Genomic DNA, 13735 nt, shown 5'->3' with positions numbered 1-13735 from the left:
AGAGATTTTATAGAGAAAGGGGTGATTCCACGAAACATGAAAAAGCATTATGTAATCATTGGAATGATAGCGATTCTTCTTGCGGGCTGTCAGAAAGAAAGTGATTCGAGGCCTCAAAAAGAAGCAAAGATAGAGAAGAAGGTCGTTCTCGATATCCGAAACCCGAAAGTAGAGATTGCCTCTGAATTTGAAGAGCTTGCGAAAGTCTATGAAAAAGAAAATCCTGAGATTGATATACGGATTCGTACGGTCGGAGGAGCGGCTGATGATTATTCCGACTTAAAAGCAGAGCTCGCTTCAGGTAAGGGACCGGACATTTTTACAAACACGGGGTATGAGAATGCTGAGACGTGGCGGCCGTACCTAGAAGACTTGTCAGAGGAGCGCTGGGTCAAGGAAGCCTATCCAGGTACGCTGGACGCGATAAAGATGGACGGTAAAGTATACGGCATGCCTATGAACTTAGAAGGCTACGGCTTTATTTACAATAAGCAACTGTTTCAACGTGCGGGTGTTGAGCAAGTACCAGAGACACTATCAGATTTGAAAAATGCAGCGGCAACATTACAGCAAAAAGGAATCACCCCGTTCGCAACTGGCTATTACGAGGACTGGAAGCTCGGTGTCCATCTATTAAACGTGGCTTTTGCGAGACAAAAAGATCCGGAAGTCTTTATAAAAAGGTTGAATGCAGGTGAAGAACAGATTCCGGCCAATCCATTGTTTCACGATGTGATTGATCTATTAGATGTTACGCTGAAATACGGAAACGCTGATCCGTTAACGACGGATTACAACATGGAGGTGGATCTTTTCACAAAAGAAAAAGCCGCGATGATTCTTCAAGGAAACTGGATTCAGCCGATGATCGATGAACGAGCACGAGACCTAGATGTAAGCTTTATGCCGATACCAATTAACGACGAGCCGACAGATCAGCTTGTGGTGAGCGTGCCCAACTATTGGGTCGTGAACAAGCAGGCAGATTCATCAGATAAGAAAGAAGCGAAGCGATTTTTAAACTGGATGGTGAGTTCAAAAAAAGGGCAATCGTTCATCACCAAGCGTTTTAAGTTCATTCCGGTTTTCAAAAACATTAAAACGGATGACTTAGGACCGCTTGCAAAAGAAACGATGGACGCATACGAAAAAGGCAACACGTTAGATGCCAACTGGAACGGCTTTCCGGCTGGGGTGAAAGAAGAGTTTGGATCTGCCATGCAGATGTATGTAGGTAAACAACTGACACGTGAGCAGCTGTTGCGAGAATTTCAGCTTTCTTGGGACAGAGCACGTGAAACACAAGAATGATAAGACTCCTTGATAATGGGTCTTTTTTGTTGTTAAAGTTGTGGATCTCCCTTGCTGGGAGCGTGCTTAGCACTTAATAGTTTTACCTGTCTCGCATCTTACACAGCAGCAACCTATCAATGACGCTTTTCACCATCAACATTTACGAGATATCAATTTAAGACGAAATCCTCATCAATCCATGCCATATCTACAAGCCGAAACCTCCCCTATACTTGTACTTGCAAGGCACAACAGATTGGAACTGCCAGACAGGACCAACGAAAATCACATAGGAGGAATACGTATGAACTATCGTAATATGGCGAAAAAAGTAGCTGTCGTATCACTCAGTACTGCGATTTTATTAGGAGGGGGCTCAACAACATTCGCGTCAGGTCAAACCCCTTCAGATTTTAAAGAAACGTACGGAACTTCACAGATCACGCGCTACGACATGAAGCAGATGATCAATCAACATAACGACCCAAAATATACAGTGCCAAAATTTGATGCATCTACAATCAAGAACGTTGAATCAGCTAAAAAGGTTGATGAAAACGGCAAGAAGATCGACATGGACGTGTGGGATACATGGCCACTTCAAAACGCGGACGGAACGGTTGCTGAATACAAGGGCTACCACATTGTTTTCGGTCTAGCAGGTGACCCGAAGAACCCTAACGACACGTTCATCTACATGTTCTATAAAAAAGCGGATGACCAATCCATCGATGCTTGGAAAAATGCTGGACGTGTTTTCGAGGACGATGACAAGTTCAAAGCGAACGATAAATACTTAAAGCATCAATCTGAAGAATGGTCAGGCTCTGCAACGTTCACTTCTGACGGTGAAGTTCGTTTGTTCTATACAAACCGTGAAGCATTCAAGCCAGATCAAGACCGTTTCGGTAAACAAACATTAACAACTGCACAAGTAAACCTTTCTCAACCTGATAGCAAAACTCTGGAGATCGACGGTGTAGAAGATTACAAGTCTATCTTTGAAGGCGGAGACAGCAAGATGTACCAAACGGTTGAAAAAGCGTTCGGTGGTGGAGACTACAACGATAACCATACGTTCAGAGATCCTCATTATATTGAAGAAGATGGACGCAAATATTTAGTATTTGAAGCGAACACAGGTACAGAAACAGGTTACCAAGGAGAAGAATCTCTTTATAACCAAGCGTACTACGGAAAGAGCAACGCTTTCTTCCAAGATGAAAAGAAGAAGCTGTTAGCAAGCGATAAGAAAGAAACGGCTAAAAAAGCAAACGGTGCGATCGGAATCATCGAGATTAACGACGATTATTCTGTGAAAAAAGTGATGAAGCCACTGATCGTATCCAACACGGTAACAGATGAGATCGAGCGACCGAACATCTTCAAAAAAGATGGCAAATGGTACCTCTTCACAAGCAGCCGTGGCGCTAAGATGACGATCGACGGCATCGATGACAGAGACATCTACATGCTCGGGTATTCAGCTGATTCTCTAGACGGCCCGTTCAAGCCGTTGAACAAAACAGGTATCGTGTTGCACCAAGACCAAGATCCGAACGACATCACTTGGACATATGCACACTACGCGATTCCTCAAGAAAATAGCGACAATGTCGTTGTAACAAGCTATATGACAAATCGAGGCTTTTTCGAAGACCGCAAATCAACATTTGCACCAAGCTTCGAGATGAACATCAAAAACCAGAAAACATCTGTTGTTAAAAATAGCATTCTTGAACAAGGACAACTAACGAAGTAATACAGATTTTCTATCAATCATTTTTCGACCTACCCTACACATCAACCAAAAAGAAATGCCAGAGATGGCATTTCTTTTTATTTAGGGATCACTAGGATAGGAGGTTAAGTTATGTATAAGTATGATAAATGGCCCTTATTATTCATTTTTAGTCTACTGTTTGCAGGCATGATACTCGTGAATCATTTGATAGATGAATCGAGTAAACCTGTTCCGAAAAAGGAGAACGACCCTTCGTACCGGGCTGATTATCATTTTACAACGCCTGATAAGTGGAAGAATGATCCTCAGAAACCGGTCTATTATAAAGGGAAATATCACTATTATTATCTGTATAACAAAGATTACCCAGGCGGTAACGGAACAGAGTGGCGCCACGCAACGTCAGAAGACCTTGTGAACTGGAGGGATGAAGGCGTGGCGATACCGAAATTTACAAATGGCAACGGAGATGTTTGGTCAGGTTCTGTAGTGATCGATAAAGAAAATACTGCTGGTTTCGGGAAGAATGCGTTTATCGCGATTCTGACACAGCCTTCAAAAGACGGAGGAAAACAGAAGCAATTTCTTTGGTACAGTACGGATGAAGGAAAGACGTTCAAGCCTCATGGAGAGGATCCCGTTTTAGATAACCCTGGAACGAAAGATTTCAGAGACCCTAAAGTCGTCTGGGATGATGAGCGGAATAAGTGGATCTTGCTGATGGCAGAAGGGACGAAAATCGGATTTTATGAGTCTGATGATCTGAAAAACTGGAGATTTACGAGCGGTTTTCAAACGAAAGAAATTGGGTTGATCGAATGTCCTGATCTCTTTTTGATGCGTGCGGAAGATGGAACGTTGAAATGGGTGCTCGGTGTGAGCGCGAACGGTCTCGCGTCTGGAAAACCGAACACATACGCGTATTGGACAGGAGACTTTAATGGAGAATCATTTACCGTTGATCATGAGGAACCAGAATGGCTGGATCACGGCTTTGATTGGTATGGCGGTGTAACGTTTGATGAAGGAGAGAAGAGTGATCCTAATGCGACAAGGTATGCGCTCGCTTGGATGAACAACTGGAGCTATCCGCATGAAACGCCGACGAAGAAAGAAGATTTTAACGGTATGGATTCTGTGGTGCGTGAACTACAGTTGAAACGAGATGCTGATGCCGATCATTATTATTTAGCGTCACAACCGGTTGCGGCACTAGATAACTTGACGGGTTATAGGGATTCGTTTCAGCAGATTAAAGTGGATGGGGAAAAAACGCTTGATGTATCTGGAGATTCATACGTTCTAGAAACGGATATTAGTTGGGAAGACAGTCAAAATATTGGTTTGAGACTTCGTGAGTCCGAAGATAAGACTCGTCACATGGATGTGGGCATTCATACAGAAGGACAGTTTTCGTATGTGAACCGATCCGCTTCTAACCAACCAGATAAAACCGGTCAATATGTAGAGAGCAAAGCGCCATTTTCTTCAGAAAACAGAAACGTTCACTTAAAAATACTTGTGGATAAGACAAGTGTGGAAGTGTTTGTAGATGATGGAAGAGTCGCGCACTCAAGTTTAGTGTATCCGGAGCATAATGATCAGGGGATCACACTGTTTTCTGAGGGTGGAGAAGCTATATTTGAGAATTTACAGGTTAAGCATGTAGAATGAGTGTGATTTTAGTGTTCAAGTGTGTTTATCGAGCAGTGTTTGTTCATGTTGTCGGTGGTTGTTCGTGGTTTTGGGGTGGTCATGCTTTGTTTACCGGTGGTCCAAGCAACGCTTCAGGTGATCTGCGGCCAGTTACCGGTGATCCCACATCCTTTACCGGCGAACGTGTAACAGATATAAAAACACGTACCGTGAAACCGACTATCATACTAAATTAAAGCAGCTTCCTAAGTGGAGCTGCTTTTTTCATATAATAAAAAGACTAACAGCAAACCTTCACGGAAGTTATTGTAAGATTTATAATAAAATCACAGACAGAAAAAAGGGGACATGAGGATCATGACAGACATTCTTTGGACGATCTATCTAGGGATTATCGGAGCTTTTGCCATCGGCTATTTCATCAAGGGCGGATACAAGACTCACTCAGCAAAACTAGATTTCGTTATCTCGATCATCACCTGGATCGGATTATTCGGTTACGTAACGAGCAATGAAATCTTCACACCACTTCTATGGAAATTTGTTTTCATCGGCGGACTGGTGTGGGATTTAGCGTATGGACTTAAAAAATTTAATGAAGATGCGAACGAGATTCCAAGAGCAGCTCGCCCAGCGATATTCGGTGTTACGGCACTAATTATGATCGGCCCACTTTATTACGGGCTATTCCGTTACGCGTTTTAACAACAAGGAAAGGTAGATGTTTAGTATCAATACGAACAAAGAAGCTATTCATCAGCTAGAAGAAAATAATTTAGATAAAGCGATGAAACTATTTCAAAAAGCTGTATTAGAAAAGAGAGATGTTCAATCGCTGACGAACTTAGCATGGGTTCTGTGGCACGAGGAAGATGATCTGGAGCGGGCCTTGTTACTTGTATCTGAAGCTATTCATCTTTATCCAACTTCACATTTTCCATATAGTTTGTGTGGGGAACTGCTTATTAACAGCAAGCGTTATGAAGAAGCATTGCCGATATTGCACCAGGCAATCTCCATACAACCAACGAACACTACCTATCATAATCTTGGAGTTGCTTATTATTACCTTGGTGAAAAAGATAAAGCGGCCATTCATTTTGGACTAGCAGCAGGTAACTCAGACTACTCGCTTAACAATCAAGTAAAATGTTTGATTGAATGTGGTCAATCAAATGAAGCTATAAAATTACTTGGTACTTTTGATGAGTATGCAGATGACTTTATAGGTGCCGTCGATCTAGCTGATTTATTCGTTGAGGTGAAAGTATACGAAGAAGCAGCTCACTGGTTTGAAAAAGGATGGGACAATTATTATAAACAAGCTGATTGGGTTGCAAGGTACATCTATTCTTTATCTCAAATAAATCAAGAAACAAAAGCGAACCAAATAAAAAACGAGTTTCTTCGTTTCAAAAAAGAAGAATTGATAGATGGGGAAAATGAAGAAGTAGATGAAGATTATACAGAACAAGATAAACAGGAAAACATCATTCAAATTACGACTGAAATAAAAGAGTTCGAAAACATGCTTCAGGACTTAAAAACTGGAATTCTTCCTGCATTTATCCTTGAACCTTCAGCAAAAAGAGACTGTTACCTTTTCGGCTGTGAACGCCATCAACATCCTGACTATCAAGACTCGTGAGACGAGAGGCTCTTTTCAATAGAGTCTCTTTTTTATGTTCAAAAGAAATCCGTCATGTATTGAACAAGCCCTCCATATAGTAGTAATAATCATCATACCATTGGTTTCTTATGTGAGAAATGCCTGTGATTAGAGGAGGGGTCGAATGCTTCATATTGTGGCTTGCATCAAGCAGGTGCCGGATACGAAGATCATCAAGATGAACCCGAAGACGAATACGATGGACCGCGCGAGTGCTCCTGCGATACTAAATCCATACGACGCGCATGCGGTGGAAGAAGCGGTGCGTCTAAAAAAAAGATACGGTGGAACGGTTTCGGTGTTGACGATGGGTCCGCCGCCAGCGGTAAAAGCGATCAAAAAATGCATCGAGATCGGGGCAGATGAAGGCTACATGATCTCAGACCGAGCGTTTGCGGGAGCGGATACGCTTGCGACGAGCTATGCGCTTACGAAAGCGATCGAGAAAATCTCGCAAATTCAGCCGGTCGATCTGATCATCTGCGGAAAGATGACGATCGACGGTGATACGGGACAAGTTGGGCCGGGAATCGCACGCCGATTAGACATGCCACCACTCACTTCGGTCAACAAGGTAAAAGAGATCAACGTGGAAGAAGGGTATGCGGTCGTTCACCGAAAGCTGGAGGACGGATATGAAGTGATTCAATCGACGATGCCGTGCTTGATGTCTGTGGAAAAAGAGATCAACGACGTTCCGTACTCGTCGATGACGAACATGCTGAAAGCGGCTCGCTATCAGCCGGTGATTTGGGCGGTCGCCGATCTAGAGGATGTGGAGAGAACACAGCTCGGACTGAAAGGCTCACCGACGATTGTTTCAAAAGTGTGGGCACCGACTAAACCGAGTGGCGGAGAGATGTTAGAAGGGGATGCAGCTGAGCAGACTGAAAAGCTCCTGAACCTTCTTTTAGAGAAAAAAGAATTGTTTGCGGTGAAGGGAGGGTCTGACGTTGAGCTTTGAGGATTATTCAGGCGTTTGGGTGTTTATTGAGGTAAAAGACGGTGAAGTCGTACCGGTTTCGCTTGAGTTGTTAGGAGCGGGTAAGGAACTCGCAGACAAACGTGGCACCGAGCTTGCTGGCGTATTGATCGGAGAGAACGTTACACATCTCGCTGACACGCTTTATGAATACGGAGCGGACACGGTTTATGTGTATGATGACACTATTTTTAAAAACTACCGAACCGAATCGTACATGAAGGCATTGTTGGAATGCTGTCAAAAGCATAAGCCTGAAGTTATTTTATATGGTGCCACCTCAACTGGTAAGGACCTCGCAAGTGCTGTTGCGACGGACCTTCCAACCGGACTCACCGCGGACTCTACGATTTTAGATATAGAAGAAGACACAGGGTTGCTGCTTGCGAGCCGACCAGCGTTTGGCGGTAACATCATGGCAACGATTCTTTGTAAAAAGTATCGACCACAGATGGCGACGGTACGGCCAAAAGTGATGAAAGCACTGACGCCTGAACCGGGTCGAAGAGGACAATTAATAGAAGAAACGGCTTCTATTAAAGAAGAAGACATTCGAACGAAGGTGCTCGAGATCGTGCAGTTCACGACGCAAAAGGTCCGAATTGATGAAGCGGATATTGTTGTTGCGGGCGGAAAAGGGCTGGGTAGTGAGAAAGGATTTCAGGTAATTCATGATCTTGCTGAAACGCTTGGGGGAGCGGTTGGCGCAAGTCGTGATGTTGTTGAAGCCGGATGGGTCGAGCACCATCACCAAGTAGGGCAGACAGGGTTAACGGTCACGCCAAAAATCTATTTTGCGATCGGCATTTCTGGAGCGATTCAGCATATTGTTGGGATGCAGAATTCGGGACTGATCATTGCGATCAACAACGACCCTGAAGCAGCAATATTCCAATCGAGCCATTATGGCATTGTTGGGGATGCCTTTGAGATCGTACCGCTTCTGATTCAACAATTTAAACAAGCGTTTAACCAGGAGGTGGTAGATCATGTCTGAAAAGTTTGATGTAATCGTTGTTGGTGCAGGTCCTGCCGGCATTTCCTGTTCATATGAACTTGCGAAAGCCGGCGTAAACGTATTACTCATCGAACGCGGAGAGTATCCGGGCTCAAAGAACGTGATGGGCGGTGTGCTTTATCGCAAAATGATGGAGGACGTGATCCCAGAGTTCTGGAAAGAAGCGCCGCTCGAACGACCGATCGTTGAGCAGCGATTCATGATGATGGACAAAGAATCTGCGGTAACCGTCGGCTATAAGGGGATGGAATGGGGACAGGAGCCGTACAACAACTTTACGGTGCTGCGGGCGAAATTTGACCAATGGTTTGCGGGTAAGGCTGTTGAGCAGGGAGCACTGCTCGTAAATGAAACCGTTGTTCTAGAGTGTATCGTTAAGGACGGGAAAGTAGTTGGAGTGCGAACGGATCGACCAGACGGTGACCTGTATGCGGACGTTGTCGTATTGGCTGATGGGGTAAATTCGTTGTTAGCAAAGTCACTCGGCTTTCACAAAGAGTTCAGACCGGATGAAGTGGCCCTCGCCACGATGGAAATCATCAAGCTCGACAAAAAGACGATCGAGGACCGGTTCAATTTAGAAGAAAACCAAGGAACGACGATCGAGCTTTTTGGTGACGCGACCAAAGGAATTCTCGGAACCGGATTCCTTTATACGAACAAAGACACGCTGAGCTTAGGTGTCGGCTCACTTCTATCTGGCTTAATCAAGCATAAGATAAAACCATATGAGTTGTTAGAGTATGTGAAGAATCATCCGATGATTCGACCGTACATCGCGGGCGGTGAGCCGGTCGAATATTTGGCGCACATGATTCCAGAAGGTGGCTATAAATCGATGCCAAAAGTAGCGGGCAACGGGGTGCTCGTTGTTGGAGACGCCGCTCAGCTCGTGAATGCCATCCACCGAGAAGGCTCAAATCTTGCGATGAAGTCGGGTCAGTTCGCAGCTGAAGCGGTGCTCCTCGCGAAGGAAAGTGACGACTATTCGGAAGCGACACTCAATCATTATAAAACGCGCTTGATGAGCAGCTTTGTCGGTCAGGATATGAAAAAGTATAAAGATTCGACGCATCACTTTGATAAGTTTCCTCAGTATTTCGATAAGTACATTCCGATGGTGAACAAAGCGGCGAGCCAAATGTTTACGGTCGATGGTTCATCGAAATGGGAGAAACAAAAGAAAATTTGGCGTGATGTAGGAACGGCTGGAGAGAAATTCAAACTAGCTCGTGACGCTTACCGGGCGTGGAAGGTGATGAAGTAAATGAGCGAAAGAAAGTGTCAGAGCATCGAAGAAAAACAGTATCTCGTTCGTTTTAACGCAGACACAAAGTCACATCTCACCGTTATGGATGCGGATGTTTGTCTGAACCACTGTCCTGATAAAATCTGCACGATCTTCTGTCCGGCAGAAGTGTATAAGTGGGAAGAAATCAGGATGCACGTCGGGTACGAGGGCTGTCACGAGTGCGGAAGCTGCCGAATCGGTTGTCCCCATCAAAACATAAAGTGGGAATACCCAAAAGGCGGGCATGGGATTGTGTTTCGTTTGGGATAAAAAGGCTGGAAAAGATGAGGATGACCTGGGGTTTAAGCCAGGTTATCCTTTTTTTGTGTTTGACATGACGGTGATTCTTTTTGTAGCAAGGAAATAAGCAGAAGCTCCAAAACAAAGTAAGAAAAACGCAAGGATTCCGTAAGTTGCTCCTTCAAAACCTCGAACGAATTCTATACTCGCATAAAAAATGACCAAGGAGCTAATCACGGTTAACAAACAAGGCAGAAGTTTTATGAACAAAGAGACGTTCTTTTTTCTTAGCCACCACGTGAGAAAAAGAACGATTATGCCTGGTATTAAGCTGATAAGAAAAGGCATTCCAAAAAACATGTTAATTTCCTCCTGCTATTATAGTGGGTTAAGGATTAGACCAGAAGAGATGCATGCCTAAATACAAGAGCGCGGCCAAGCCTATGAATCCAAAAACTAAAGTTGTTGCAATACGTTTGGATGACCCTTTTTTTGCGTAAAAAGCCAAGAACAAAGATAAGGCGATAAACGTGAAAAAAATAGGAAACATATAGTCCGCAATGAATGGGCTATATGCAGCGAGAATGATTGGAGATCCTGCGATTAATAAAGAAAGAATTGAAAGTATGCCAGCATTTCTTTTTAACACCATAAGACCACTCCTAATAATTGATTCAGATTTAATTCCATTTAATTACATTATACATAATTTCCCTTTATTTTGTATGAGTCTTCTTTAATTAACGATAGTCACATGATTTTAGCTTGTTTTTACGGTACGTGTTCTTATTTTTATTACACGTTCGCTCAATTCTACAGCCGTTTCACTCAGAATGAATGCTGTTTCACCCAGAACCGTCAACGTTTCACTCCAAACTAGCACCTGTTTCGCTCAAAAGGGTCTACTTTCCAATTAAACAACTGTTTAAAATATTATTATTACTCTTTCTAAATACGGTAAATATTTTACCGATATAGAATATGTAAAGTAATTTCGATTCATTAACAAGGAGAGTTTCTATAAATGGACGCCGTTTCTAGTACATATCACATTCCGCTTGTTTCTCTATCAATCATTATTGCAGTCATAGCTTCTTATGCTGCGCTGGATTTAGGGATACAGGTACAAAAAACAAAATCATACGCACGGTACATTTGGATGATCTCGGGAGCTTTTGCGATGGGGATGGGCATCTGGGCCATGCATTTCGTGGCGATGCTTGCTTTTCACTTATCGATCTCGGTCACTTATGATGTAACACTCGTCATTGTTTCAATCATTCCAGCGATTCTTTCTTCCGGAATCGCACTCTATATCATCAGCCGCCCTGTTATGGGGAAAAAGCAGGTATTGTTAGGAGCTCTTTTCATGGCGACGGGTATCGTTTCTATGCATTACACGGGTATGGAAGCGATGAAAATGAACGCTGAAATAAACTACAATCCAGTATTATGGACACTTTCGGCGGTCATTGCTTTTGTCGCATCAGTCGTAGCTCTGTATCTACTTTCGTTTGTTAGCCAAAACTATAAAACCAGTAAAATATGGCTCGTGAAGCTAGGAAGTGCGGTGCTCATGGGTATCGCGATTTCCGGCATGCATTATACGGGTATGTCGGCTGCTACCTATAAGTCGCATCAGCATCACACGGATCTAGCATCAACACCGTTTAACAGCACCCTATTAGCTTATGCGATCGGAATCGTAATCCTTATTCTATTAGGGATGGTGTTCATCAGCACGTTCATCGATCGAAGGTTTGAGTATCAGTCGATTCTATCAGAAAGAAAGTTCCGCTCTGTTATTGAGTCTGCCAACGATTCTATTATTCTGTCAGATCGAACAGGAACCATCATCTCGTGGAATAAAGGAGCAGAGCTGATCTTTGGTTTTACAGAAAAAGAGGTGCTTGGAAAAAATCTACAAATCATTATACCGTACAAATTTAGGAAAGCTCATAAAGAAGGCATGGAACGTTATCTGTTGTCTGGAGAACCAAAAGTTATTGGCAATACGGTTGAATTAGAGGGAGTTCGAAAAGATCGAAGTGAGTTTCCAATCGAATTGTCGCTCGCAGCTTGGCAAGAAGATAATCAAGTTTATTTTAGCAGCATCATTCGTGACATTACAGAGCGAAAAAGAAACGAGAAAAAGATTAATCAGATGGTCTACCGTGATCCCTTAACAGGTCTGCCAAATCGACTTCTGTTGAACGACCGTCTTTCTCAAGCACTTGAACTGGCAGATGAGAACAAGCAGACGATCGGCATCATGTTTATCGACCTCGATCGATTCAAGTATATAAACGATACGTTAGGACATGCGGTTGGAGATCAACTGTTGATTGAAATTGCAAAGCGGATTCAAGCATGTGTAGGGAAGAACGATACGGTCTGCCGCCAAGGTGGGGATGAATTTATCGTACTCATACCAAATACAACGGCAGATGAAGTCTCGAAAATCGCTCAGCAAATCGTAGATCTGTTTAGCAGTTCCGTTATGGTCAATGAGCAAGAGCTCTTTGTGACTCCGTCGATCGGAATTGCGATGTATCCAGGAGATGGCCGTGATATAGAAACGTTGATCAAAAATGCGGATACTGCAATGTATCGAGTGAAAGAACAAGGGAAAAATAACTTTCAATTTTATACACCAGAGATGAATGAGGCGGTTACGAAGAAAATGAAGCTTGAGATCGGTCTTCGAAAGGCATTGGAACGCAATGAGTTTAAAATTGTGTATCAACCTCAAATCGATGTGGAAACCGGCGGCATCATTGGAGTTGAAGCTCTTTTACGCTGGCATCATCCGGAATGGGGTACGATCTCACCAGCTGAATTTATTCCGATTGCTGAAGAAACAGGACTGATTCTACAGATCGGAGAATGGGTGCTTCACGGGGCTTGTCGTCAAAATAAAGCGTGGCAAAACGCAGGATACGCGCCGTTACGAATGGCCGTCAACATTTCATCTCGTCAGTTTCAGCAGAGTGATCTAGTTGAGCGGGTGAGTAGAATTTTGAGAGAAACAGAGCTTGAACCACAATATTTAGAGCTTGAATTGACAGAAAGTATCATTCAAGATTCGAAGTATGCTGTAGCTAAGATGCAGCTGCTAAAAGAGATGGGAATTCATCTATCGATTGATGACTTTGGAACAGGCTATTCGTCTCTAAGCTATCTGAAGACGTTCCCGATTCATACGTTAAAAATTGATCAAAGCTTTACGCGTAACATCTATGCCGATCCGAAAGATGCGTCACTCGTAGAAACTATCATTGCGATGGCACATAATTTAGATTTGAAGGTAATTGCAGAAGGGGTAGAGACGGAAGAACAGCTTCAGTTTCTGCAACAAAAGCAATGTAACGAGGCACAAGGGTATTACTTCAGCCGGCCGATTTCGGCGGAGGAGCTGGCAGTGATTTTACAAGAGCGATCGGTAAGTGAAGTTAGTTAAGTCTGAATTGATACAAAAATAACACGAAAAAAACCCCATCATACACATTGAGATGGGGTTTTTAAGTGAATAAAACCAGATTTGTGGTAAAATAAGAACCTCAAACTGGGGAAGGAGAAACAAATATGAAGATTAAACAGCTTCTTGCTTATTTTTGTATCTTCTACTTAAGTGTTTTAGCCACTACTAATGAAGAACTGAAGAGTTCTTTTAGTGCATTTAGTGCTGGTCTTTTCTTATTTGATATGTTGGTGTTATTTTCGACACTATATTTATTATACGTTGTGAGAAGTTACTTTGAATTACAAGGAATATCTAAAAAAGAGTCTCTCATTTATGCTTTTTTATCATTATTCCTATGTTTCTTCTTCATTTATCTTGT

At 43.1% G+C, this 13735-nt stretch carries 13 protein-coding genes; 11 read left to right on the top strand and 2 right to left on the bottom strand.

Going from position 1 to position 13735, the window contains the following annotated elements; all coding sequences use genetic code 11:
* The first annotated feature begins 36 nt into the window (after positions 1-36).
* The 10 genes from IHV11_RS13465 (at position 37) to IHV11_RS13420 (ending at position 9923) form a co-directional block, all read left to right on the top strand.
* Positions 37-1311, top strand: a complete 1275-nt coding sequence (locus IHV11_RS13465; protein ID WP_197195120.1) for an ABC transporter substrate-binding protein — start codon at positions 37-39, stop codon at positions 1309-1311.
* 286 nt (positions 1312-1597) lie between these two features.
* Positions 1598-3055: a glycoside hydrolase family 68 protein gene (locus tag IHV11_RS13460; protein ID WP_197195119.1), complete on the top strand. Its 1458-nt coding sequence runs from the start codon at positions 1598-1600 to the stop codon at positions 3053-3055.
* A 111-nt stretch (positions 3056-3166) separates the two neighbouring features.
* Positions 3167-4711 carry a glycoside hydrolase family 32 protein gene (locus IHV11_RS13455; RefSeq protein ID WP_197195118.1) on the top strand — a complete coding sequence of 515 codons (1545 nt, stop codon included), beginning with the start codon at positions 3167-3169 and terminating at the stop codon, positions 4709-4711.
* Positions 4712-4722: 11 nt separating this feature from the next.
* Positions 4723-4929 carry a hypothetical protein gene (locus IHV11_RS13450; protein ID WP_197195117.1) on the top strand — a complete coding sequence of 69 codons (207 nt, stop codon included), beginning with the start codon at positions 4723-4725 and terminating at the stop codon, positions 4927-4929.
* 121 nt (positions 4930-5050) lie between these two features.
* Positions 5051-5398: a hypothetical protein gene (locus IHV11_RS13445; protein WP_197190006.1), complete on the top strand. Its 348-nt coding sequence runs from the start codon at positions 5051-5053 to the stop codon at positions 5396-5398.
* Between the two features lie 16 nt (positions 5399-5414).
* Positions 5415-6341, top strand: coding sequence for a tetratricopeptide repeat protein (locus IHV11_RS13440; protein ID WP_197195116.1), 927 nt, complete (start codon positions 5415-5417; stop codon positions 6339-6341).
* 145 nt (positions 6342-6486) lie between these two features.
* The gene (locus IHV11_RS13435) at positions 6487-7326 is read left to right on the top strand and encodes an electron transfer flavoprotein subunit beta/FixA family protein (RefSeq protein WP_197195115.1); all 840 of its coding nucleotides are present in this window, start codon (positions 6487-6489) and stop codon (positions 7324-7326) included.
* Positions 7316-8341 carry an electron transfer flavoprotein subunit alpha/FixB family protein gene (locus IHV11_RS13430; RefSeq protein ID WP_197195114.1) on the top strand — a complete coding sequence of 342 codons (1026 nt, stop codon included), beginning with the start codon at positions 7316-7318 and terminating at the stop codon, positions 8339-8341. Before IHV11_RS13435 ends, IHV11_RS13430 begins: the two co-directional genes overlap by 11 nt.
* Positions 8334-9629, top strand: coding sequence for an FAD-dependent oxidoreductase (locus IHV11_RS13425; protein WP_197195113.1), 1296 nt, complete (start codon positions 8334-8336; stop codon positions 9627-9629). Before IHV11_RS13430 ends, IHV11_RS13425 begins: the two co-directional genes overlap by 8 nt.
* Entirely contained in the window at positions 9630-9923 is a 294-nt protein-coding gene (locus IHV11_RS13420; protein ID WP_066398362.1) for a ferredoxin family protein, read from the top strand.
* Positions 9924-9965: 42 nt separating this feature from the next.
* On the opposite strand, the gene IHV11_RS13415 is transcribed toward IHV11_RS13420, so the two are convergent.
* A complete protein-coding gene (locus IHV11_RS13415) occupies positions 9966-10253 on the bottom strand; it encodes a YesK family protein (RefSeq protein WP_197195112.1) in 288 nt (95 codons plus the stop codon).
* A 28-nt stretch (positions 10254-10281) separates the two neighbouring features.
* On the bottom strand, positions 10282-10545 hold the full coding sequence (locus tag IHV11_RS13410; RefSeq protein ID WP_197195111.1) for a hypothetical protein: 264 nt from the start codon (positions 10543-10545) through the stop codon (positions 10282-10284).
* Positions 10546-10917: 372 nt separating this feature from the next.
* Between IHV11_RS13410 and IHV11_RS13405 the strand changes: the two genes are divergently transcribed.
* Positions 10918-13353 carry a bifunctional diguanylate cyclase/phosphodiesterase gene (locus tag IHV11_RS13405; protein WP_197195110.1) on the top strand — a complete coding sequence of 812 codons (2436 nt, stop codon included), beginning with the start codon at positions 10918-10920 and terminating at the stop codon, positions 13351-13353.
* Positions 13354-13735 lie beyond the last annotated feature (382 nt).

The organism is Fictibacillus sp. 26RED30 (genome assembly GCF_015903845.1).
In the GTDB taxonomy this organism is placed as follows: Bacteria; Bacillota; Bacilli; order Bacillales; family Fictibacillaceae; genus Fictibacillus; species Fictibacillus phosphorivorans.
The sequence above is the reverse complement of the archived record's forward strand: the minus strand, read 5'-3'. Positions and strand labels throughout refer to the sequence as shown.

Coding starts and splice junctions, on each gene's coding strand:
- IHV11_RS13465 (WP_197195120.1), top strand. CDS start 37: ATGAAAAAGCATTATGTAATCATTGGAATGATAGCGATTCTTCTTGCG.
- IHV11_RS13460 (WP_197195119.1), top strand. CDS start 1,598: ATGAACTATCGTAATATGGCGAAAAAAGTAGCTGTCGTATCACTCAGT.
- IHV11_RS13455 (WP_197195118.1), top strand. CDS start 3,167: ATGTATAAGTATGATAAATGGCCCTTATTATTCATTTTTAGTCTACTG.
- IHV11_RS13445 (WP_197190006.1), top strand. CDS start 5,051: ATGACAGACATTCTTTGGACGATCTATCTAGGGATTATCGGAGCTTTT.
- IHV11_RS13440 (WP_197195116.1), top strand. CDS start 5,415: ATGTTTAGTATCAATACGAACAAAGAAGCTATTCATCAGCTAGAAGAA.
- IHV11_RS13435 (WP_197195115.1), top strand. CDS start 6,487: ATGCTTCATATTGTGGCTTGCATCAAGCAGGTGCCGGATACGAAGATC.
- IHV11_RS13425 (WP_197195113.1), top strand. CDS start 8,334: ATGTCTGAAAAGTTTGATGTAATCGTTGTTGGTGCAGGTCCTGCCGGC.
- IHV11_RS13420 (WP_066398362.1), top strand. CDS start 9,630: ATGAGCGAAAGAAAGTGTCAGAGCATCGAAGAAAAACAGTATCTCGTT.
- IHV11_RS13415 (WP_197195112.1), bottom strand. CDS start 10,253: ATGTTTTTTGGAATGCCTTTTCTTATCAGCTTAATACCAGGCATAATC.
- IHV11_RS13410 (WP_197195111.1), bottom strand. CDS start 10,545: ATGGTGTTAAAAAGAAATGCTGGCATACTTTCAATTCTTTCTTTATTA.
- IHV11_RS13405 (WP_197195110.1), top strand. CDS start 10,918: ATGGACGCCGTTTCTAGTACATATCACATTCCGCTTGTTTCTCTATCA.